Origin of the sequence: Cypionkella sp. (assembly GCF_036782355.1) — a bacterium.
GTDB lineage: Bacteria > Pseudomonadota > Alphaproteobacteria > Rhodobacterales > Rhodobacteraceae > Cypionkella.
In genome coordinates this window covers 26,273-48,805 of the sequence record NZ_DAIPZF010000026.1, presented here as the reverse complement: position 1 = coordinate 48,805, position 22,533 = coordinate 26,273, and the positions used below count along the sequence as shown (strand labels likewise).

Sequence of the window (22,533 nt, the reverse complement as noted above, 5' to 3'; positions counted from 1 at the left end):
GCCTTGACCCCAAACCGCTGCCGCCCTCCTAAGCCTGCGTTGCCGCCCATTGCATATAAAGCGCGCGGGCGCGGTCGGTTACGGGGCGGTGGGGGTAATGGGTGCCGTCGAATTCCTTCACCGCGGTGACTTTGGCGAAATTGCCGGACAAAAAGATTTCATCCGCCGCATGGGCGTCTTCGAAGGTCAGCACGGTCTCGCGCACCTCAAAGCCATCGGCGCGCAGGTTGGCGATGTGGCGCGCCCTTGTGATGCCTGCCAGAAAGGTGCCATTCGGGATCGGCGTCAGCACCACGCCGTCTTTGACCAAGAACACATTGGCGGTGGCAGATTCCGCCAGATTGCCCATCGCATCGGCGACCAGCGCATTGCCGTAGCCCTTGGCCTCGGCCTCGGCCAACATGCGGGCATTGTTGGGATAAAGGCAGCCAGCCTTGGCATTGCAGACCGCATCTTCGATCACGGGGCGGCGAAAGCGGGTGCGGGTCACGGTGGTGGCAAAATCGGGCGCAGGCATGGCGACCTCTTCCAGGCTGATGGCAAAACCTGTGGCCCCCGCCAGCGGCGTGATCCCCAGTTTAGAGCCGTGGATCGCCCAATACATCGGCCGCACATAGACCGATTGGCTGTGGCTATAGGCCTGCAAACCCTCGCGGATGATCGCCTCCATCTCATCGGCGGCGACGGTGGGGGTGATCATCAGCGCCTCGGCCGAGCGGTTCAGGCGTTCGCAATGCTTGTCAAGATCGGGGCAGACCCCGTCAAACAGCCGCGCGCCGTCAAAGACCGAGCTGCCCTGCCAGATGCCATGATCGGCGGCGCGCATCACGGGCAGATCGCCCTCGTGCCATTTGCCTTCAAAATAGGTGCGGATTGCGGTGCCGAAGGCCATGTGATTTCTCCTGCTATTGCCGCGAAGGTGGCATGAGTGGCGCGCGGGGGAAAGCAGAAAAACGCCCCTCTGTCGGGGGGACAGAAGGGCGGGGCCTATTGCGGGGCCAGGCTTGGGGACAGATGAGGCTGCGCCTCGGAGACAGCCTGTTCCACGCCTGCAACGGTTTCGTGACGGTTCGGTATGGGGCGGTATTTGAAAGGGCAAGTCTTTGATAAATATCTGATAAAGTGAAGCTTTATGCCCCGCGACAAAGGGTTTCAAACCTTGCTGCGGGGCGATCCATCGCCCGAATCGGCTAAGGCGCTGCGCCGCTTTAGCCCAGTTTATAGCTGCTGGCGGTGACGCCGCCCATCAGGCCCTTGTCGTGATAGACTTGCTGAGCGCTGTCGGCTTCGGCTGCACCAAGTGCCACGAACAGCGGTGCAAGGTGGTCTTCCTCGGCGTGGCAGATGCGGGCGTAGGGGGCCTTTTCCCACTCCAGCAAAGCCGCGGTGCGCTCTGCGGGGGGCAGGGCCATCACCTCGCAAAGCCAAGCGTCAAAAGCCTCGGACGGGATTTTGGCTCCAGGGCCGAACATGCGCAGATTGTGATATGACAGACCCGACCCCACAATCAGCACGCCCGCATCGCGCAGCGGGGCAAGCGCGCGGCCAAGCGCAAAATGCGCCGCCGGATCATAGCCATGCTGGAGTGACACCTGCAAGATCGGCATATCGGCCTGCGGATACATCACATAGGCCGGCACAAAGGTGCCGTGATCGTAGCCTTGTTTTGCGTCCAGATGCGTCGGCAGACCTGCGGCGGCGATCAGATCTGCGATCTGTTGCGCCAAGGCGGGCGCGCCGGGGGCGGGATATGCGATCTTATAGGTTTCAGGCGGGAAGCCGCCGTAATCATAGACCATCGGCGGATGCGGCGAGGACATCACCGCGAAATCAGGGGTTTCCCAATGGCCCGAGATCATCAGCACCGCTTTGGGCCGCGCGCCAACCTCGGCTGGCATCCGTGCCAAGGCGGATTCAAGATTGGCAAACATCTGCCGCATTGCAGGTACCCAAGGCCAAGGCCCGCCGCCGTGGCTGATGAAATAGGTGGGAAATCGTGACATGATGGCCTCCTTTGGCTGTGTTAAAGGATGGGCGCGAAGGGCCGCTGCTGCAATGGCAAGATCTGGGCCGAGATGAAGATGCGCTGTGCAGCGATGCACAAAGGCGCGCGCTGTGCCTATTCCACCCAAACAGACCGCGCAGGCCCTTGCTCTTGCCCTACAATGGCGCACATAGTTGTGTATCCAATTCGTGACGGGGAGTTCACACCATGAAGATTGCTGTCGCCCTTGCGGGCCTTGCTTTGACTGTCTCTGGCGCTTTTGCGGCCGATCTGCCGGATTTGGGCGGGAAAGAAATCGTTGTTGTCACCGAAAACGCCTATCCGCCGCTGCAATTCACCGACAAGGACGGCAAGGCGATTGGCTGGGAATATGATGCCATGGCCGATCTGGCCAAAAAGCTGAACTTCACGGTGAAATATGAAAACACCTCTTGGGATGCGATGATCCCTGCGGTGTCGGAAGGCCAGTATGATCTGGGCATGACCGGTATCACGATTAAGGAAGACCGCAAGGAAAAGGTCGATTTCTCGGACGCCTATATGCGCTCGGAAATGGTGATGTTGGTGCGCGGCGACGAGGCGCGCTTTGCGGATCCTGCGGCCTTTGCCGGTGATGACAAGCTGCTGATCGCAGCCCAACCCGGCACCACGCCTTTCTATACCGCCGTTTACGAAGTGCTGGATGGCAACGAGGCCAACCCGCGGATCAAACTGTTCGAGACCTTTGGTGCCACGGTCGAGGCGCTGAAGGCGGGCGATGTCGATCTGGTGCTGACCGATGGCACCGCGGGGCAGGGCTATGTCGATGCCTCCAACGGCGGGCTTAAGATCGTTGGGCCAAAGATGGGGGTCGAGGATTTCGGCTTTATCTTCCCCAAAGGCTCGGATCTGGTGGCGCCAATCAATGCAGGCATCGCGGCGATGCAGGCTGATGGCAGCATCGAGGCGCTGAACAAAAAGTGGTTCCTTGACTATAAAATGGGCCAATAAGCTGGCTTTATGACGCCCAAACATCAGCAAGAATTTCCCTATTGGCTGGTGGTGCTTGGCATCACCGGCCTTTGGCTGTTCTATCAGGTTTGGGCCAGCGAGATTTACAGCCAAGTGATGCGCACCCTGACCAAGGGCATCGGCATCACGGTTTTTGTCACGCTGGTGGCCTTTGGGCTTGCCTGTGCGCTGGGCCTTGCGCTGGCGCTTGCGGGGGTGTCGCGGTTTCGGCTGCTGCGCGAGGTTTCGCGCGGCTATATCGAGGTGATGCGCGGCGTGCCGATCATGGTGCTGCTGCTTTATGTGGCCTTTGTCGGCGCGCCGGCCTTTGTGGCGGCGTGGAATTGGGCCTTTGGCTGGGCGCCGATGACAACACGCGATTTCCCGCTGCTGTGGCGGGCGATCATCGCGCTGATGCTGGCCTATTCGGCCTTTCTGGCTGAGGTGTTTCGCGCCGGGCTGCAATCGGTCGAGCGTGGTCAGATCGAGGCCGCAGCAGCACTTGGCCTGACTGGCTGGCAACGCTTTCGCCATGTGATCGCCCCGCAAGCCTTTCGCACCATCCTGCCTCCCTTGGGCAATGACTTTGTCGCCATGGTGAAAGACAGCTCCTTGGTTTCGGTGCTGGGCGTGGCCGATATCACCCAGCTGGGCAAAGTCACGGCGGCGGGCAATTTTCGCTATTTTGAAACCTATAATGTGGTGGCGCTGATCTATCTCAGCATGACCATCGGCCTGTCGCTGGCACTGCGCAGGCTCGAGCAGCGGCTGCGCCGGAAATCAGAGCGGTAAGCCCGCATCAAACAGGAGAACGGCTATGACCAATGCTTTGCTGACCGCTTGGGAGGGGGAATTTGCCCTGCCGCCCTTTGCGCAGATCAAGGACGAAGATTTCGCCCCCGCTTTTGACGCGGCCCTCACCGAGGCGCGCGACAATATCGCGCTGATTGTGGCGCAGCCCGAAGTCACATTTGCCAATACCATCGAGGCGATGGAACTGGCCGAGGCCCTGCTGGACCGGGTGGCCGGGGTGTTTTACAATCTTGCCGGTGCCGACAGCACCCCAAGCCGCGAGGCTTTGCAGCGCGATCTTGCGCCAAAAATGAGCGCGTTTTCCTCAGAAGTCACCAACAACAAAGCGCTGTTCGCGCGGATCGAGGCCCTGTGGCAGCGGCGCGAAGACCTTGATCTGAGCGCAGAACAGGCACGGGTGCTTGAACTTTATCGGCAGATGTTTGTCCGCTCGGGCGCGCAGCTGCAAGGCGACGAGGCCGAACGCCTGACGCAAGTCAAAGCCCGGCTCGCGGTCTTGGGCACCCAGTTCAGCCAAAATCTGCTGGCCGACGAGCGCAGCTGGTTCATGCCGCTGGCCGCCGAAGATCTGCAAGGTCTGCCCGATTTTGTGGTAGCAGGCGCGGTGGCTGCTGGCGCGGAAAAGGCGATGGGTCCGGTGGTGACACTGTCGCGCTCGCTGATCGTGCCGTTCTTGCAATTCTCGCCGCATCGCGTCCTGCGGCAAAAGGCCTATGAGGCTTGGGTCGCCCGCGGGGCTTCGGGCGGCGAGACCGATAACCGCGCCATCGCCGCCGAGATTTTGGCGCTGCGGGCCGAACGCGCGGCCCTGCTTGGCTATGGGTCTTTTGCCGATTTCAAACTGGAACCCGAGATGGCGAAAACCCCCGCAGCTGTGCGCGATCTGCTGCTGCGGGTCTGGGCGCCTGCCCGCGCCAAAGCGCTTGAAGATGCCGCAGTTTTGCAAGCAAGGCTGGCGGCTGACGGCATCACCGGGCCGCTCGAGCCATGGGATTGGCGCTATTATTCCCAAGCCCGCAGGCTGGCCGAACATGATCTGGATGAGGCAGTCTTGAAACCCTACCTCAGCCTTAAGTCGATGCTGGAGGCCTGCTTTGACTGCGCCAACCGCCTGTTCGGGCTTGAATTTCGCGCGCTGGATCTGCCGCTTTACCATCCGGACGCAAGGGCTTGGGAGGTGACGCGCAACGGCCAACATGTGGCGGTCTTTATCGGCGATTACTTTGCGCGCGGCTCGAAACGCTCGGGGGCTTGGTGCTCGGCGATGCGCTCGCAACGCAAATTGGGTGGCGAGGTGCGGCCAGTGGTGGTCAATATCTGCAACTTCGCCAAGGCCACGCCGGCGCTGCTGTCCTATGATGACGCGCGCACGCTGTTCCATGAATTTGGCCACGCGCTGCATCAGATGCTGTCGGATGTGACCTACGGCTTTATCTCGGGCACCTCGGTGGCACGCGATTTTGTCGAATTGCCCAGCCAGCTTTACGAACATTGGCTGGAAGTGCCCGAAGTGTTAGAAAAACATGCCCGCCATGTCGAAACGGGGGCGGCGATGCCTGCCGATCTTTTGGCACGGCTTTTGGCGGCAGGCACCTATGATCAAGGCTTCTCGACGGTGGAATTCCTTGCCTCAGCCCTCGTCGATCTGGCCTTCCACGAAGGGGCGGCGCCCGCGGACCCAATGCAGAAACAGGCCGAAGTGCTTGAAGCCCTGGGCATGCCCTCAGCCATCCGCATGCGCCACGCCACGCCGCATTTCGCACATGTGTTCTCGGGCGACGGCTATGCCTCGGGCTATTATTCCTACATGTGGTCTGAAGTGATGGACGCCGATGCTTTTGCAGCCTTCACCGAAGCAGGTGACGCCTTTGACCCCGCGACGGCAGCGCGGCTGGAAAAATTCATTCTCTCGGCCGGAGGCTCCGCGCCGCCAGACGCGCTTTACACCAAATTCCGCGGCCGAATGCCGGGGGTGGAGCCACTGCTAAAAGGCCGCGGCCTGTTCGAGACCTAGAGGGGGCGCTGCCCCCGGCGCGCTTGCCTCGCGGCAAGCCCGCCTCCCCCGGGATATTTGCACCAAGATGAAAGCGGCGGGTTTTGCTCTTTCATCTTGGTAAAAATATCCCCGCCGGAGGCTTCCGAAGATTGGCGAGGGCGCGGTGCTATCTTAAATCGCGCGGGGCGCGGTCGAATTTCGCGCGAAAGGCGCGTGAAAGGCTTGAGGCAGAAGAAAAACCGCAGCGCAGCGCCACTTCTGCCAGCGGGTGGTGGGTGTCGGTGATCATCCGGCGGGCTGCGGCCAAGCGCAGGGTCAGGCCATAAGCTGCGGGGGTGAGGCCGAGGTTTTCGCGAAAAAGCTGCTCCAGACGTCGGGTCGAGAGGTTCAGGGCGGCGGCGATTTGGCTGGCGGGTTCGGGCGCATCAAGGTTGGCTTCCATGCGGGCAACGGCGCTGGCGATGCGGGGATCGAGGCGCGGGGTTTGTGGCGTTGCGCGCAGTTGCGGCTCGGCCGCTGGGCGCGGGCTGGTGATGAAGCTTGCGGCGGTTTGGCGGGCAAGACCTGCGCCATGGCGGCAGGCGATCAGGTGCAGCATCAGATCGGCGGCGGGGGCGGCACCACCTGCGGTAAAGCGGCTGCGGTCGATCACATAGCGGTCGGGCAGCACCTCGATATCAGGATGTGCGCTGCTGAGGTCTTCCAAATCTTCCCAATGCACTGTGGCCTTATAGCCATTGAGCAGCCGCGCGCGCGCCAGCACCCAGGGCCCTGCGTCGATGCCACCGATGGCTGCGAAACGGGGCGCAATGCGGGAAAGGTCGCGGATCAGCGGGGCGGTGGCGACTTCGGATTGGCGAAACCCTGCGATCACGATCAGCGCATCTGCGCCTTTCGCCGAAGCGAGGGGGCCGGAGGAGGGCAGCTCGATGCCGCAGGTCAGCGGCGCTGCTTGGCCGTTGGGGGTGACCACGCGCCAGCGAAAGGCCTCGGTGCCAAGGTGGCGGTTGGCGGCGCGCAGCGGGTCGAGGGTGGAGGCGACCTCGAGAATAGAGGCCTGTGGCAGCACCAGCAGGGCCAGCGTCAGCGGTTGCTGCGATGCGGCGAAGATCGTTGCGCTTTTTGACATAAAAGTTTCGTAAAATGACAAGCGGCGCTTTGCAAGCCCGATATGCTGAGGCCAAACCTTAAGGAGGATTGCGATGCCCTTGGCCATGAACCGCGACGTTTTCATCACCTGTGCTGTCACTGGATCGGGGGGCACGCAAGACCGCAGCCCGCATGTGCCGCGCTCGCCTGCCCAGATTGCGGCTTCGGCGATTGATGCGGCCAAGGCGGGGGCGGCGGTGGTGCATTGCCATGTGCGCGACCCTGAAACCGGCAAGCCCAGCCGCGACGGCGCGCTTTACCGTGAAGTGACCGAGCGCATTCGCGATTCGGGCACCGATGTGGTGTTGAACCTGACCGCCGGCATGGGTGGCGACATCTATTTTGAAGGCTCGGAAGATATGGGCCGGATGGGGCCACGCTCTGATATGGCAGGTGCGACCGAGCGGGTGGCGCATGTGGTGGAATGCCGGCCCGAGATTTGCACGCTGGACTGCGGCACGATGAACTTTAACGAGGCCGATTACGTCATGGTCAACACGCCGGGCATGTTGCGCGCTATGGCGCAGCAGATGACGGCGGCGGGTGTGCGCATCGAGATCGAGGCTTTTGACACCGGCCATCTGTGGCTTGCCAAGGAATTGGCGCGCGAAGGCGTGATCCCCGCGCCGACTTTGGTGCAGCTGTGCATGGGCGTGCCATGGGGGGCGCCGGATGATTTGAACACCTTTATGGCGATGGTCAACAACGTGCCCGCCGATTGGCAATGGAGTGCCTTTGCCATTGGCCGCAACCAGATGCCCTATGTCGCGGCCAGTGTTTTGGCGGGGGGCAATGTGCGGGTTGGCTTGGAAGACAATCTTTGGCTTGAAAAGGGTGTGCTTGCCACCAATGCGCAATTGGTCGAGCGCGCGGTTTCGATCATCACCAATCTGGGGGCGCGGGTGATCACGCCTGCCGAAGTGCGCGCCAAGTTAAAGCTGGAAAAACGCGCGCCTTTGGCCCGCTGAGGAGAGACCCAGATGACAAGAAAAGCAGCGATCATTGGTGGCGGGGTTATTGGCGGCGGTTGGGCGGCTCGGTTCTTGCTGAACGGCTGGAATGTTTCGGTCTTTGACCCTGATCCAGAGGCCGAGCGCAAGATTTCCGAAGTGATGGCCAATGCGCGGGCAGCTTTGCCTGCGCTGTCGGATGTGCCGATGCCTGCCGAGGGGATCTTAAGCTTTGCCGCCACCATCACCGAGGCGGTCGAGGGTGCGGATTACATTCAGGAATCGGTGTCCGAGCGTTTGGATCTGAAGCACCGCGTGTTTGCGCAGATCCAGCAATCGGCGGCTTTGGGCACGCCGATCGGGTCTTCCACCTCGGGCTTCAAGCCTTCAGAGCTGCAAGAAGGTGCTGCCAATCCCAGCGTGATTTTCGTGGCCCACCCGTTCAATCCGGTTTACCTTTTGCCGCTGGCCGAGGTGGTGCCTTCGCCGCGCTCAGATGCGCAGGTGATTGAAAACGCCAAGCAAATCCTGAAAGACATCGGCATGTTCCCCCTGCATATTCGCAAGGAGATCGACGCCCATATCGCCGACCGCTTCCTAGAGGCGGTGTGGCGCGAAGCGCTGTGGTTGGTCAAGGACGGCATCGCCACCACCGAAGAAATCGACGAGGCGATCCGCATGGGCTTTGGCCTGCGCTGGGGTCAGATGGGCCTGTTCGAGACCTATCGTGTCGCGGGCGGCGAGGCGGGGATGAAGCACTTTATGGCGCAGTTTGGGCCTTGCCTCAGCTGGCCTTGGACCAAGCTGATGGATGTGCCCGAGTTCAACGACGAACTTGTTGATCTGATCGCAGGCCAGTCGGATGCACAATCGGGGATGCACAGCATTCGCGAGCTGGAGCGGATTCGCGACAGCAACCTGATCGGCTTTTTGCGCGCCCTGAAAGACCGCAACTGGGGTGCGGGCAAAGTGCTGCGCGAACATGATGAAAAGCGCGCCATCGCCTTTCACGCCGAGATTGACGCCGCGCCCAAGGCCGAACCGCTGGTAATGGCGCAGATGCAAGTGCTGCCCGGCTGGATTGATTACAACGGCCATATGACCGAAAGCCGCTATTACTTTGCCAATTCCGAAACCGTCGATAACTTTCTGCGGCTGATCGGGGCGGGGATGGACTATGTCGCCGCCGGGCATTCGTTCTATTCCGCTGAAACCCACATTCGCCATCTGGGCGAGGCCAAGCTGGGCGATCGGCTGACGGGCACGCTTCAGATCATCTCTGCGGATGAAAAGCGCTATCGCTCCTTTGTGCGGATCATGAAGGGCGAAGAGTGCGTCGCCACCATCGAACAGCTGTGTCTGCATGTCGATATGGCCGCAGGCAAAGCCTCGCCGGCAGCGCCCGAGGTTTGGGCGAAACTGCGTGCCATTGCCGAAGCCCATGCAGGCCTGCCGCTGCCCGAAGGCGCGGGTCGCGCTGTGGGGCAAAAACGATGAGGCGGGTTCTGGTAACCGCCGGGGCCAATGGCATTGGTCTGGTGATGGCACAGGCCTTTGCAGCGCAAGGCGACCGGGTTTGGGTGACAGATGTTGACGCCGCGATGATCGCGGCGCTGCCTGCGGGCATCCGTGGCTCGGTTTCGGACGCAAGCTCGGAAGCGGGGATGCAGATCTTGTTTGACGAGATCGCAGCGGCTTGGGGCGGTCTGGATGTGCTTTGCGCCAATGCGGGCATCAAAGGCCCGACGGCTGCGATCGAGGATATGGATCTTGAGGCTTGGCACCAATGCCTTGGCGTCAATCTGGACGGCGCGATGCTGGCGGCCAAGTTCGGCGCCAAGATAATGAAACCCGCGCGGGCGGGCTGCATTATCTTCACCTCTTCGACCTCGGGGCTTTATGGCACGCCCTATCGTGCGCCCTATGTGGCGGCGAAATGGGGGGTGATCGGGCTGATGAAAACCGTGGCGATGGAGCTGGGCCCCCACGGCATCCGCGCCAATGCGATCTGCCCGGGCTCTGTGAACGGGCCGCGCATCGACCGCGTGATCGAAGCCGAAGCCGCCGCCAAAGGCATGAGCGCCGATGCCGTGCGCCAAGGCTACGCCAGCGGCACCGCAATGAAGCGGCTCTCGGACCCCGAAGATGTGGCAGCCCTGGCGCTTTATCTGGCCTCTGACGGCGCGCGGATGATCTCGGGTCAGGCACTGGCCGTGGACGGTATGACCTACAACGTTGATCCCTAAGGAAATCAGATGCATTTCGGACTGACAGAAGAACAGCAGATGATCGTCGATGCGACGCGCGGCTTTGTCGAAGCCGAGCTTTACCCGCATGAAGCCGAAGTCGAACGCACGGGGGTCTTGCGCGAAGAGCTGCGGCGCGAAATCGCTGCCAAAGCGATTGCCGCAGGGCTTTATGCCGCCAATATGCCCGAAGAGGTCGGCGGTGCCGGGCTCGATACGCTGACTTGGCTGCTTTATGAAAAGGAACTTGGCAAAGCCAATTACGCGCTGCATTGGACCTGCGTCTCGCGGCCCTCGAATATCTTGCTGGCCTGTGTCGGCGATCAGCGCGAGCAATATCTGCTGCCCTGCGTGCGCGGCGAAAAGCACGACTGCCAAGCGATGACCGAACCGGGGGCCGGCTCTGATCTGCGCGGCATGAAGGCCTCGGCGCGGGCCGATGGCGATGATTTCATCCTGAACGGCACCAAGCATTTCATCAGCCACGCCGATCTTGCCGATTTCGCGATTGTCTGGGTGGCCACTGGCGAAGAAGACACCCCGCGCGGCCCGAAAAAACGCATCACCGCGTTTTTGGTCGATAAGGGCAGCAAAGGCTTTACGGTGCGCGAGGGCTACCGCAACGTCTCGCATCGCGGCTATAACAACATGATCCTTGAATTCGACGATTGCCGCCTGAACAAGCGGCAGATCTTGGGCGAGCTGCACCAAGGCTTTGAAGTCGCAGGAAAATGGCTGGGCGCAACACGGCTGCAGGTGGCCTCGACCTGCCTGGGTCGGGCCGAGCGCGCGCTGGGCCTTGCGATCAGCTATGCCGCCGAGCGCAGGCAATTTGGCCAGCAGATCGGCAAGTTCCAAGGCGTGTCGTTCAAACTTGCCGATATGGCGACAGAGCTGAAAGCCGCAGAACTGCTGACCCGCGAGGCGGCCTGGAAATACGATCAGGGCACGGTGACCGAGGCTGATATGTCAATGGCCAAACTCAAGGCAAGCGAAGTGCTGGCGATGATTGCCGATGAAGCGATCCAGATCCATGGCGGCATGGGCTTGATGGATGAATTGCCACTGGAACGCATCTGGCGCGATGCGCGGGTGGAACGGATCTGGGAAGGCACCAGCGAGATCCAGCGCCATATCATCAGCCGAGAGCTTCTGCGCGCGCAGGGCGCCTGAGCCAAGCAGGGGGGCTGTCTGCCCCCCACGGCTTTGCAAGCAAAGCCTCCCCCCGAGGATATTTTTGGACAGATGAAACGAAATGTTAACCTTAATGAGCGATTCTGATCTCACGGAACAGGGGGGGACCCCGATGGCCGTGACAGGTGAAACCTCACCCCGCTTGGCCGGGGTGGGGCGCCCTTGTGTTTCATCTGTCTCTAAATATCCCGGGGGAAGCTGGCTTGCGCAGCAAGGCAGCGCGGGGGCTGGCCCCCGTCTTGGCGGCGGTGTCGCGCGGGTCGGAGGCGGGCAATGAAACCCTTGGACCGTTTGCTGCGCCCGAAAACCATCGCAGTTTTAGGCGCGGGTTGGGCGCTGAATGTGATCGAGCAATGTCGCAAGATGGGCTTTGCGGGTCAGGTTTGGCCGGTGCATCCAAACAAGCCCGAGATTGGCGGTCTGCGGGCCTATGCCAGCCTTGCGGATCTGCCAGAGCCCCCCGATGCGGTGTTTATCGGCGTGAACCGCTTTGCCACCGTTGAGGTTGTGGCCGAGCTTGCGGCGATGGGGGCGGGCGGGGCGATTTGTTTTGCCAGCGGCTGGACCGAAGCTGGCGCGCCCGAGTTGCAGGCGCAGTTGATTGCGGCGGCGGGTGATATGCCGATCTTGGGGCCGAATTGCTACGGCGTGATCAACTATCTGGACGGGGCTTTGCTCTGGCCCGATCAGCATGGCGGTGTGCGGGTCGAGCGCGGCGTGGCCTTGGTCAGCCAATCCTCGAACATTGTGATCAATCTGGGCATGCAAAAGCGGGCTTTGCCGGTGGCCTATGTCGCCTGTCTGGGCAATGCGGCGGTGGTTGGATTGGCCGATTTGGCGGGGGCTTTGCTGGAGGATCCGCGCGTCACTGCCTTGGGGCTTTATATCGAGGGCATCGACGATGCGGCGGCGTTTGCAGCCCTTGCGGCCCGCGCGCGGGCGATGGGCAAGGGGATTGTTGCGATCAAATCGGGCAAGACCGAACTGTCGCGTCTGGCTGCCGCCTCGCATACCGCGTCTTTGGCGGGCGGCGGCGCGGCGTCATCGGCGTTTTTGCGCCAGATTGGCGTGGCCGAGGTCAATACGCCTTCCGAGCTGATCGAGACCTTGAAGATTTTGCACTGTCACGGCGCTTTGGGTCAGGCGATCTGTTCGCTGTCGTGTTCGGGCGGCGAGGCGGGTTTGGTCGCGGATTTGGCGGCGGGCTTCGGTCTTGCCTTTCCAGCCGTGCCAGAGGCGGTGCGTGCGCGCTTGGGCGAGATTTTGGGGCCCATCGTCACCATCGCCAATCCATTGGATTACCATACCTTTATTTGGGGTGACGGGCCGCGCACCACGGATGTGTTCAGCACCATGCTGTCGGGCTATGATGCGGGGATCTATATCATTGATCCGCCGCGTGGTGATCGCTGCGATCCCTCGGGCTATCAGCCGGCGCTGGATGCGATTGTGGCGGCGCAGGCGGCGACGGGGCGACCGGCGCTGCCGGTGGCTTCGATGCCCGAGAACTTTGACGAGGCACGCGCGGTGGCCCTGATGGCGCAGGGCGTGTGCACGTTGATGGGCTTGGAAACCGCCCTGGCCGCGATCAAGGCGGCGCAGCGCTGGGATGTCGTGGAAGGCTGGCAGCCGGTGGCTGTTGTCGCCGAAGGCGAAAGCCGGTTGCTGAGTGAGGCCGAAGGCAAGGCGGTTTTGGCCCGCGCTGGCGTCGCGGTGCCTGCCGCGATCAGCGCGCCCAGCCTGCCTGAGCTGACCGCGCGGCAGGGCGAGCTGCGCGCGCCCTTTGCGCTTAAGGGTTTGGGCTTTGCGCATAAGACCGAAGCCGGCGCGGTGCGGTTGGGCCTGACCAGCTTGGACGGGCAGGTCGAGATGGCAGGCGCCAGTGGCTATCTGCTGGAAGAGATGGTCACCGGTGCCGTGGCCGAGGTTCTTTTGGGGCTGCGGCGCGATCCGGTTTACGGCATCGCGCTGACCATCGGCATGGGCGGTGTCACGGCCGAGGTTTTGGCCGATACGGTGACGCTGATCTGGCCGGTGAGCGCGGCGCAGGTCATGCAAGCGATGCGCGGTCTGCGGCTTTGGCCGCTGCTTGACGGCTATCGCGGCCGCCCGCGCGCGGATGTTGCGGCGGTGGCGGCGATTGCGCTGCGTTTGGGCGAGTTGATGGCGGCTGATCCGCGGCTGGAAGAGATCGAGATTAACCCTATCCTTGCGCGCTCTAACGGAGCTGTGGCTGTGGATGCTTTGGTAAGGACAAGATGATGCAGATGCTGACCGACGGACCGATCAAGACGCGGGTGGAGGGGGCGATCCTAGAGGTGACGCTTGACCGACCCAAGGCCAATGCGATTGACCTGATCACCAGCCGCATCATGGGGCAGGTGTTTCGCGGCTTTCGGGATGACGCGGCGCTGCGGGTGTGCATTTTGCGCGCAGCGGGCGAGAAGTTCTTTTGCCCCGGCTGGGATTTGAAGGCGGCGGCGGGTGGTGATGCGGTGGATGGCGATTACGGGGTCGGCGGCTTTGGCGGCTTGCAGGAATTGCCGAACCTGAACAAGCCGGTGATTGCTGCGGTGAACGGGATTTGCTGCGGTGGCGGGCTTGAGCTGGCGCTGTCGGCGGATTTGATCCTTTGTTCCAGCAATGCGACCTTTGCGCTGCCGGAAATCCGCTCGGGCACGGTGGCCGATGCTGCCAGCATCAAGCTGCCCAAGCGCATTCCCTATCATGTGGCGATGGATCTTTTGCTGACAGGCCGGTGGTTTGACGCCGAAGAGGCGCATCGCTGGGGCATAGTGAAAGAGATCTGCACACCCGAAGATCTGCTGGCCAAGGCTTGGGATCTGGCGCGGCTGTTGGAATCTGGTCCGCCTTTGGTCTATGCAGCCATCAAGGAAGTGGTGCGCGAGGCCGAAGATATGCGGTTTCAAGACGCGCTGAACCGGGTGACCAAGCGGCTGTTGCCGACGGTTGACAGGCTTTATTCCAGCGAGGATCAGTTGGAAGGCGCGCGCGCCTTTGCCGAAAAGCGCGATCCGGTTTGGCAGGGCCGCTAGGGGCTGGACAGCTTCATCAGCACCAGCCCCGCGACGATCAGCACGGCGGCGGTCAGCCGCATCGGCGTGACGGGTTCGCCCAAAAGGGTGATGCCAAGCACAAAACTGCCGACCGCGCCGATGCCTGTCCAGACCGTGTAGGCGGTGCCAAGCGGCAGGGTTTTCATCGCCAAACCCAAAAGCACCATGCTGGCAATTGCGCCCAGAACCGTGATGCTGCTGGGCACAAGCAGGGTAAACCCTTCGGATTTCTTCATCGCAAAGGCCCAAAGCACCTCGAACAATCCTGCGATGGCCAGTGTGATCCAAGCCATGATGGCTCCTGTCGCGGGTCGTCCCAAGGTGTTGCAAAGGCGCGGGTCGTCCCGTGCCGCGCCATAATGGCGGGGCTTTCGCTGGATGCAAGCCCGCGTTAGCCTAAAGCAGGGGCAAGCGGGGGCTTTGATGCAGCACGACTACACAACGCGGGTAATCTGGACGGGCAATCGCGGCACCGGCACCAGCAGCTATCGCGGCTATGACCGCACTTGGAACATCGCGGCCAAGGGCAAGCCGGTGGTGGCCTGCTCTAATGACCCCTTGCTGGGCGGCGATCCGACCAAGATGAACCCCGAAGATCTGCTGATCTCGGCGCTCTCGGCCTGTCATATGCTGTGGTATCTGCATTTCGCCGCCGAGGCGGGGATTGTGGTGCTGGGATACGAAGACGCGCCCTTGGCGGTGGGCGAGACCGGCGCAGGCGGCGCGGGGCGGTTTTTGTCTTGCGAGTTGCGGCCGCAGATCCTACTGGCTGCGGGGGCTGATCTGGTTGAGGCCGAGGCGATTCACCACCGCATTCATCAGGTTTGCTATATTGCGCGTTCGGTGAATTTTCCGATCAGCATTCGCGCCAGCTTCACTGTAACATCTGCGTAAAGCCGACATATTCTGTCGCATCGGGCCAAGTCAGCGCGCTGCGCCGCGCTAGGTTGGGCAAAACGAAGGGGTGCCCAATGGACGACTGCGATTATATCATTGTGGGTGCAGGCTCGGCAGGGTCGGTACTGGCAGAGCGGTTGAGTGCAAGCGGCAAGCACCGCGTCACGGTGTTGGAAGCGGGCGGATCAGATCGGCGGTTTTTCGTCAATCTGCCGCTGGGCTATGGCAAGCTGTTCTACGATCCCAATGTGAACTGGATGTATCAGACCGAACCCGATCCGGGGCTGGCTGGCAATCGGGATCATTGGCCTCGGGGCAAGATCTTGGGCGGGTCGTCTTCGATCAATGCCATGGTTTGGATTCGCGGCAATAAGGCCGATTATCAGGCTTGGGGGGCTGAAAATCCGGGCTGGGGCTGGGAGGAGTGTCTGGCCGCCTATCGCGCGATTGAGGATACCGAAGCGGGTGGCGATGCCTTTCGTGGCAAGGGCGGGCCGCTGTTTATCTCGGAAAACCGCAAGGGGCTGCATTGGCTGGTGGGCGATTACATCAAGGCCTGCGCTCAGGCGGGGCTGCCCTATAACCGCGATTTCAACGGCGCCGAGCAAGAAGGGGCGGGCACCTATCAGATGACGATCAAGGGCGCGCGGCGCAATTCCACCGCGCGGGCGTTTTTGCGCCCTGCGATGCGGCGCAAGAACCTGTCGGTGCTGACGCGCGCGCAGGTGACGCGGGTGATCTTTGAGGGCAAGCGCGCGGTTGGGGTGGAATATCTGAAAGACGGCAAGCGCCAAGAGCTGCGCGCCAAAGCCGAGGTGATTTTGGCCGGCGGCGCGATCAATTCGCCGCAGATCTTGCAGCTGTCGGGCGTCGGGCCTGCGGCGTTGCTGGCCGAGCATCGCATTCCGATTGTGATGGCCAATGACAATGTCGGTGCCAATCTGAACGACCATCAGGGCATCAACTATACTTGGCGGATGAAGGTTGCGACCTATAACGACATCTTGCGGCCTTGGTGGGGCAAGCTGTTTGTGGGCATGCAGTATTTCCTGACCGGCGGCGGGCCTTTGGCGAAATCCATCAACCATGGCGGCGGATTTTTCCGCACCCGGCCTGATTTGGCGCGGCCGAACATGCAGTTGTATTTTCAGGCGTTTTCGACCCTGCTGCCGCGCGCGGGCGAGCGGCCCTTGCTGACGCCAGACCCGTTTTCGGGGCTGTCGATTGGCCTGTCGAATTGCAATCCGACCAGCCGCGGCAGCATCCGGATCAAGTCACGCGACCCCTTTGAAGCGCCGCAGATCATCGCCAATGCGTTTTCGACCCAAGAGGATGTGGCCGAGATGTTGGCGGCGGTGAAATTCCTGCGCCATATCGTCGCCCAGCCGGCTTTTGCGCAGCATGTGGCTGAGGAATTGCGCCCCGGCCCTGCGGTGCAAAGCGATGCCGATCTGATCGCAGATTTTCGCGCCCGATCCGGCACGGTCTATCATCCAAGCTGCACGGCGCGGATGGGGCGGGATGCGGCGGGCTCGGTGGTGGATGCGCGCTGCCGTGTGCATGGGGTGCAGGGCCTGCGGGTGATTGATGCCAGTGCCTTTCCAAGCCTGATTGCCGGCAACACCAATGCGCCTTCGATCCTGATGGGGTGGAAGGGGGCTGAGATGGTATTGGCGGACGCGCGCTAGGCGGTGGTGGTGCGCCGGAGGCAAGGCGGGGCCTCCGGCGGGGATATTTTTGCCAAGATGAAAGCGGCGCTTTGGCTTATTCGCCGCGCGGGAAGCGTTTGCTGTCTTCCAGCACGTTCAGATCCATATGGTTGCGCATATAGCGTTCAGAGGCGGCGCGCAGGGGTTGGTAATCCCAAGGGTAGTAATTGCCATTGCGCAGCGCTTGATAGACCACCCAGCGGCGGGCCTGGGATTGGCGCACCTCGGCGTCATAGGCCGGCAGATCCCAGCGCGCGGCGACCAGGGTTTGGAAATGCGCCAGCACCTCGGCTGCGCGCGGATCGGCGGCGAGGTTGTGGTTTTCCAGCGGGTCGGCGGCCAGATCGAAGAGCTGGTCGGGGTCGGCGGGGCAGTGGATGAATTTCCATGCCCCCATGCGCAGGGCGACCATGGGGGTGATGCTGCCTTCGGCGGCATATTCCATCGCCACGGGTTCGGTGCGCGGCGTGCCCATGGCCAGAGGCAGCAGGCTGATGCCATCGGTCCAGGGCATGATCTCGGCCATCGAGATGCCGGCTAGGTCGCAAAGCGTGGGCGTGATGTCGATGGTAGAGACGGCGGTTTCGATCCGCTGTGGGGTCAGGCCTGCGGCCGAGATCATCAGGGGCACGCGGGCCGCGCCTTCAAAGAAGCTCATCTTGAACCACAGGCCCTTGCGACCCAGCATCTCGCCATGGTCAGAGACAAAGATCACGGTGGCCTCTTGGCGGGTGGCTTCGAGGGCTGTGAAGATCTCGCCGATTTTGTCGTCGATATAAGAGATATTGGCGAAATAGCCCTGGCGGGCGCGGCGGATATGATCGTCGGTCACCGTCAGGCCACGCCAATCGCAGGCATCCATCAGGCGTTTGGAATGCGGGTCCATTTCGGCGTAGCTGCGCGGTTCGGGCGGTTCACATTCCGGCGCGTCATTGTAGAGATCCCAATATTTGCGCCGCGCCACAAAGGGGTCATGCGGATGGGTAAAGCTGGCGGTCAGGCACCAGGGCCGCGCGTCAAGCCCGCGGGAGAGGTCGTAGATTTTCTGCACCGCTTGGTGGCAGACATCATCGTCATATTCGAGCTGATTGGTGATCTCGGCCACGCCCGCGCCGGTGACGGAGCCGAGGTTGTGATACCACCAATCGATGCGCTCGTTTGGTTTGCGGTAGTCTGGGGTCCAGCCGAAATCGGCGGGGTAGATATCGGTGGTCAGCCGGTCTTCAAAGCCGTGCATCTGATCGGGGCCGACGAAGTGCATCTTGCCTGAGAGGCAGGTGTAATAGCCCGCACGGCGCAAGTGGTGCGCATAGGTGGGGATATCGGAGGCGAATTCGGCGGCATTGTCATAGACGCGGGTGCGCCGCGGCAGCGCGCCTGACATGAAGGCGGCGCGCGCGGGCGCACAAAGCGGCGAGGCGGTATAGGCATTGGCAAAGCGCACCGAATGATCGGCCAGCCGGCGCAGATTGGGGGCATGCAGGAAGGCCGCGGGGCCATCATCGAACAGGGTGCCGGTCAGTTGGTCGACCATCAGGATAAGGATATTGGGCGGGCTGGACATGCGGGCTCCTTGGGACGTGCTACGCTACAAAAGTCTTTGCCCCTAGGGGTGCCGATTGAACCGCCAAGCTGCAAGCGGAAACTTTGGCAAGGGCGCCAGATTGTCGGTTTTTGCGCTTGGGCGGGCGGTTTGGGGTCGACGCAGGCGCAGGCGCGGGGTCTGATGGCGGCACAGCTTTAGGAGGGCGTCATGCAGGTTCGCAGCGAGTTTCCGTTCAAGATCATCGAAGAGCCAGATCTGGCGATTGTGTTGTCGGATGGCTGCCGCCTGTCGGCGCGGGTCTGGCGGGCCGAGGGCGCGGGCAGGGTTCCGGCGGTTTTGGAATATATTCCCTACCGCAAGCGCGATGGCACTTTGCCGCGTGACGAGATCATGCACGCCTATGTGGCGGGGCATGGCTATGCTTGTGTGCGGGTCGATATGCGCGGCACCGGCGACAGCGAAGGGCTGATGCAGGATGAATATACGCCGCAGGAATTGGCGGATGCCTGTGAGGTGATCGCTTGGCTGGCTGCGCAGGACTGGTGCTCGGGTGCGGTGGGGATGATGGGCAAAAGCTGGGGCGGGTTCAATTGTTTGCAGACCGCATTCTTGCAGCCGCCTGCGTTGAAGGCGGTGATTTCGGTCTGTTCGACCACGGACCGGTTTGCCGATGATATCCACTTTAAGGGCGGCTGTTTGCTGGGCGAGAATTTTGGCTGGGGGGCGGTGATGCTGTCTTATTCCAGCCGTCCGGCTGACCCGGCTTTGCGGCCTGATTGGCGCGAGGATTGGCTGGCGCGGCTGGAGGCGGAGCCTTGGCTTGCGCCGCGCTGGGCGGCGATGCAGGAAAAGAACGCCTATTGGAAGCACGGCTCGGTCAGCGAGGATTATGCCCGCATGACGGTGCCGGTGCTGTCTTGGGGCGGTTGGGCGGACAATTATATGAATACCGTGGCGCAGTTGGTCGAGAATGTGCCTGCTCCCGTGCAGGGGATTGTCGGGCCTTGGGTGCATCAATACCCGCATACGGCCGTGCCGGGGCCTGCGATTGGGTTTTTGCAATGCGCGCTGCGCTGGTGGGATCGCTGGTTGAAGGGGATTGAGAATGGTGCCGAGGGCGATGGCGCCTATCGCGCCTATATGCTGCATTCGCAGCCGCCCGATGCCTCGGCGCGCGCCCGTGCGGGGCATTGGCTGGTGGAGGCGGATTGGCCCTCGGCCCGGGTGTCGCGCGCGGTTTTGCATTTGGCGATGCCTGCGCAGGTGCCGGGGGTTTCACACCCCCGGACCCCCGTGGGATATTTAGGGACAGATGAAGCGGGCTTTGCGGTGGAGGTGGCGACGCCGCAGCATCTGGGCTTGCAGGCGGGCGAGTTCTTTCCGATGGGTTTGAATGCCGAGATGCCCGGGGATCAGGCGGGCGAGGATGCCATGTCGGTTTGTTTTGACGGCGCGGTGTTGGCGCAGCCGATGGATCTGTTGGGGGCGGCAAAGCTGCGGTTGCGGCTGGCGAGTGACAAGCCTTTGGGCTTTGTGGTGGCGCGGCTTTGTGATGTGGCGCCTGATGGCAGCTCAGTACGGATTGCGCATGGTATGTTGAACCTGTGTCATCGCAACAGCATGGAGCTGCCCGAGCCAATGCCGCTGAATCAGGCGGTGGAGGTGGGCTTTGCGCTGGACCAGATGGCCTATCGTTTGGCCGCGGGGCATCGGCTGCGCTTGGCGATTTCGAACAGCTATTGGCCGTTTCTTTGGCCTTCGCCCGAGGCGGGGCGGTTGCGGATCACATCGGGGCAAGTGGAGCTGCCGCTGCATGCGGGATCGGGGCCGGAATGGGCGCCGCCGCCTGCGGAAGGGGCGGCACCTTGGGCGCATCGGGTGCTGCGGGCGGGCAAGACCTCGCGCAGGATCGAGCAGGATCTGATCGGAAAAACCGTGTCTTTGATCGTAAATGACGATCTAGGGGATGTCGAAAATTTGAAACATGGGTTATGTAGTGGGGAGACCATGCGGGAATTATGGCAGATCCATCCCGATGATCCTTTGTCCGCGCGTGCCGAGCACTGTTGGGAGCAAAGGCTGTCACGCGGGGATTGGTCTGTGAAAACAGTGGCATGGGCAGAGATGACTGCCACCGCTACGGCGTTTCGCATGGTGGCGCGGTTGCAGGCCTATGAGGGCGAGGCGCTGATTTTTGAGCGCCATTTTGACGAAGAGGTCGCGCGCCGCTTTGTGTGAGATCGGGCGAAGGGTGCAAGAATCCTTGCCACATTTAAAAAGCGTGGGTTATTGATTGGAGAATCAATAACAAAGGCAACACCAAGTTGCTGTCACGACAACCTGGCGAAAACGCCAACTCAGGGAGAAAACGATGTCTGTTGAACTGAACCATCTGTTGAAGACCGCGGCGAAAGGGCTGATCAGCCGCCGCGAGTTTGTGGGCCGTGCCGGTGCTTTGGGTATTTCGGCGGCAATGGCGGGTGCTTTGCTGACCACCGCTGCCAAGGCCGAGGAGCCCAAGAAGGGCGGCATCCTGCGTGCTGGCATGTCGGGCGGCGAAAGCACCAACTCGCTTGACCCGGCGCTGGCGGCCTCGGAAGTGCCGTTCACGGTCAACCTGCTTTGGGGGGACACTTTGGTCGATGTCAGCGAAAACGGCGAGATCGTGCCGCGGATTGCTGAAGAGATTTCCGCGAACGCCGATGCGACCGAGTGGAAGTTTAAGATCCGTCAGGGCGTCAAGTTCCATAATGGCGCGACCGTGACCCCTGAGGATGTTGTTGCCACGCTGAAGCGTCACACCGATGAGAAATCGCAGTCGGGCGCTTTGGGTATTGTGAAGGGCATCGCCGAGATGTCTTCGGATGCCGACAGCGTCACGCTGAAACTGGTGGCGGGCAACGCCGACCTTCCGTTCCTGATGGCCGATTATCACCTGATCATTCAGCCAAATGGCGGCATTGATGCGCCAGATGCAGGCATTGGGGCCGGGCCTTACAAGGTCGTCGCCAACGAGCCGGGCGTGCGTCACACCTTTGAGAAATTCGCCGATCATTGGGACACCACTTTGGGTCACGCCGATCAGGTTGAAATCCTTGTGATCAACGACAACACCGCGCGGATGGCGGCCTTGCAGGCTGGCCAGGTGCATATGATCAACAAGATCGACCCCAAGGTCATCGGTCTGCTGAAAGGCGCGCCGGGGATGTCGGTGGAAAGCGTTGCAGGGCGTGGCCACTATGTCTTTATCATGCATTGCGACAAGGCGCCCTTTGACAACAACGACATGCGGATGGCGTTGAAGCTTGCGATCAACCGTCAAGAGATGGTGGATAAGATCCTTGGCGGTCTGGGCTCTGTCGGCAACGACTTCCCGATCAACGCGGCCTATCCGATGTTTGACGACAGCATTCCGCAGCGCGAATACGATCCGGTCAAGGCCAAGGAATACTATGACAAAACCGGCCATGATGGCTCGCCCATCGTGTTGCAGGTGGCCAATGGGGCCTTCCCCGGTGCGATTGAGGCGGCGCAATTGTTCCAGCAATCGGCCAATGCGGCTGGCATCCCGCTGGAAATCAAGCGCGAGCCTGATGATGGCTATTGGTCCAACGTCTGGAACGTTGCTCCGTTCTGCGCGTCCTATTGGGGCGGGCGTCCGGTGCAAGATCAGATGTATTCCACCGCCTATCTGTCGACCGCTGATTGGAACGACACCAAGTTCAAGGATGCAGGCTTTGACGCCACGCTGATCGCGGCCCGCGCTGAATTGGACGGCGGCAAGCGCAAGGCGATGTATTCCGAACTTGCCAATACGCTGCGCGACACCGGCGGTTTGATCCTGCCGATGTTCAACGACTTTGTTGCAGCCAAGCGCGATGAGGTTGGCGGCTGGTTTGCCGATCCAAACGGCGAGATGATGAATGGCCGCGCTTTGGCCAAGTGCTGGCTGAACGCGTAA

Annotated in this window: 18 protein-coding genes; 13 read left to right on the top strand and 5 right to left on the bottom strand. The window is 61.7% G+C overall.

All coding sequences use genetic code 11. From position 1 onward, the window contains the following. Positions 1-28: 28 nt before the first annotated feature. Together V7Q10_RS11160 and V7Q10_RS11155 are read right to left on the bottom strand one after the other, a co-directional pair. The gene (locus V7Q10_RS11160) at positions 29-892 is read right to left on the bottom strand and encodes a branched-chain amino acid aminotransferase (protein ID WP_333869178.1); all 864 of its coding nucleotides are present in this window, start codon (positions 890-892) and stop codon (positions 29-31) included. Between the two features lie 316 nt (positions 893-1,208). Beyond that, positions 1,209-2,003: a dioxygenase family protein gene (locus V7Q10_RS11155; RefSeq protein ID WP_333869177.1), complete on the bottom strand. Its 795-nt coding sequence runs from the start codon at positions 2,001-2,003 to the stop codon at positions 1,209-1,211. Between the two features lie 209 nt (positions 2,004-2,212). On the opposite strand from V7Q10_RS11155, the gene V7Q10_RS11150 reads away from it, so the two are divergent. Genes V7Q10_RS11150 through V7Q10_RS11140 form a run of 3 tightly spaced genes read left to right on the top strand, consistent with a single transcriptional unit; the run spans position 2,213 to position 5,822 of the window. Beyond that, positions 2,213-2,995 carry a transporter substrate-binding domain-containing protein gene (locus V7Q10_RS11150; protein WP_333869176.1) on the top strand — a complete coding sequence of 261 codons (783 nt, stop codon included), beginning with the start codon at positions 2,213-2,215 and terminating at the stop codon, positions 2,993-2,995. 9 nt (positions 2,996-3,004) lie between these two features. Further along, positions 3,005-3,787, top strand: a complete 783-nt coding sequence (locus V7Q10_RS11145) for an amino acid ABC transporter permease (RefSeq protein WP_333869175.1) — start codon at positions 3,005-3,007, stop codon at positions 3,785-3,787. 25 nt (positions 3,788-3,812) lie between these two features. Then, positions 3,813-5,822 (top strand): M3 family metallopeptidase, encoded by a 2,010-nt coding sequence (locus V7Q10_RS11140; protein ID WP_333869174.1) that lies wholly within the window; start codon positions 3,813-3,815, stop codon positions 5,820-5,822. A 148-nt stretch (positions 5,823-5,970) separates the two neighbouring features. Here V7Q10_RS11140 and V7Q10_RS11135 read toward each other — a convergent pair whose 3' ends face one another. After that, the gene (locus V7Q10_RS11135) at positions 5,971-6,933 is read right to left on the bottom strand and encodes a GlxA family transcriptional regulator (RefSeq protein WP_333869173.1); all 963 of its coding nucleotides are present in this window, start codon (positions 6,931-6,933) and stop codon (positions 5,971-5,973) included. A 73-nt stretch (positions 6,934-7,006) separates the two neighbouring features. On the opposite strand from V7Q10_RS11135, the gene V7Q10_RS11130 reads away from it, so the two are divergent. The 6 genes from V7Q10_RS11130 (at position 7,007) to V7Q10_RS11105 (ending at position 14,399) form a co-directional block, all read left to right on the top strand. After that, on the top strand, positions 7,007-7,921 hold the full coding sequence (locus tag V7Q10_RS11130; RefSeq protein WP_333869172.1) for a 3-keto-5-aminohexanoate cleavage protein: 915 nt from the start codon (positions 7,007-7,009) through the stop codon (positions 7,919-7,921). 12 nt (positions 7,922-7,933) lie between these two features. After that, positions 7,934-9,400: a carnitine 3-dehydrogenase gene (locus tag V7Q10_RS11125; protein WP_333869171.1), complete on the top strand. Its 1,467-nt coding sequence runs from the start codon at positions 7,934-7,936 to the stop codon at positions 9,398-9,400. Then, positions 9,397-10,149, top strand: a complete 753-nt coding sequence (locus V7Q10_RS11120) for an SDR family oxidoreductase (RefSeq protein WP_333869170.1) — start codon at positions 9,397-9,399, stop codon at positions 10,147-10,149. Before V7Q10_RS11125 ends, V7Q10_RS11120 begins: the two co-directional genes overlap by 4 nt. A gap of 9 nt (positions 10,150-10,158) precedes the next feature. After that, the gene (locus tag V7Q10_RS11115) at positions 10,159-11,322 is read left to right on the top strand and encodes an acyl-CoA dehydrogenase family protein (RefSeq protein ID WP_333869169.1); all 1,164 of its coding nucleotides are present in this window, start codon (positions 10,159-10,161) and stop codon (positions 11,320-11,322) included. Between the two features lie 294 nt (positions 11,323-11,616). Further along, complete coding sequence (locus V7Q10_RS11110; protein WP_333869168.1) at positions 11,617-13,605, top strand: acetate--CoA ligase family protein; 1,989 nt, start codon at positions 11,617-11,619, stop codon at positions 13,603-13,605. Next, the gene (locus tag V7Q10_RS11105) at positions 13,602-14,399 is read left to right on the top strand and encodes a carnitinyl-CoA dehydratase (protein ID WP_333869167.1); all 798 of its coding nucleotides are present in this window, start codon (positions 13,602-13,604) and stop codon (positions 14,397-14,399) included. Before V7Q10_RS11110 ends, V7Q10_RS11105 begins: the two co-directional genes overlap by 4 nt. Here the strand turns inward: V7Q10_RS11105 and V7Q10_RS11100 are convergent. Beyond that, on the bottom strand, positions 14,396-14,713 hold the full coding sequence (locus V7Q10_RS11100; protein WP_333869166.1) for a DMT family transporter: 318 nt from the start codon (positions 14,711-14,713) through the stop codon (positions 14,396-14,398). The genes V7Q10_RS11105 and V7Q10_RS11100 overlap by 4 nt on opposite strands. Positions 14,714-14,843: 130 nt before the next feature. Here V7Q10_RS11100 and V7Q10_RS11095 point away from each other — a divergent pair, with 130 nt between their 5' ends. Both V7Q10_RS11095 and V7Q10_RS11090 read left to right on the top strand, forming a co-directional pair. Then, positions 14,844-15,314, top strand: a complete 471-nt coding sequence (locus tag V7Q10_RS11095; RefSeq protein WP_333869165.1) for an OsmC family protein — start codon at positions 14,844-14,846, stop codon at positions 15,312-15,314. Between the two features lie 77 nt (positions 15,315-15,391). Next, on the top strand, positions 15,392-17,005 hold the full coding sequence (locus V7Q10_RS11090; RefSeq protein WP_333869164.1) for a GMC family oxidoreductase: 1,614 nt from the start codon (positions 15,392-15,394) through the stop codon (positions 17,003-17,005). Between the two features lie 76 nt (positions 17,006-17,081). Here V7Q10_RS11090 and betC read toward each other — a convergent pair whose 3' ends face one another. Next, entirely contained in the window at positions 17,082-18,590 is a 1,509-nt protein-coding gene (gene betC / locus V7Q10_RS11085) for a choline-sulfatase (RefSeq protein WP_333869163.1), read from the bottom strand. A 189-nt stretch (positions 18,591-18,779) separates the two neighbouring features. Here betC and V7Q10_RS11080 point away from each other — a divergent pair, with 189 nt between their 5' ends. Beyond that, positions 18,780-20,810, top strand: a complete 2,031-nt coding sequence (locus V7Q10_RS11080; protein WP_333869162.1) for a CocE/NonD family hydrolase — start codon at positions 18,780-18,782, stop codon at positions 20,808-20,810. Between the two features lie 133 nt (positions 20,811-20,943). Then, positions 20,944-22,533 carry an ABC transporter substrate-binding protein gene (locus V7Q10_RS11075; RefSeq protein WP_333869161.1) on the top strand — a complete coding sequence of 530 codons (1,590 nt, stop codon included), beginning with the start codon at positions 20,944-20,946 and terminating at the stop codon, positions 22,531-22,533.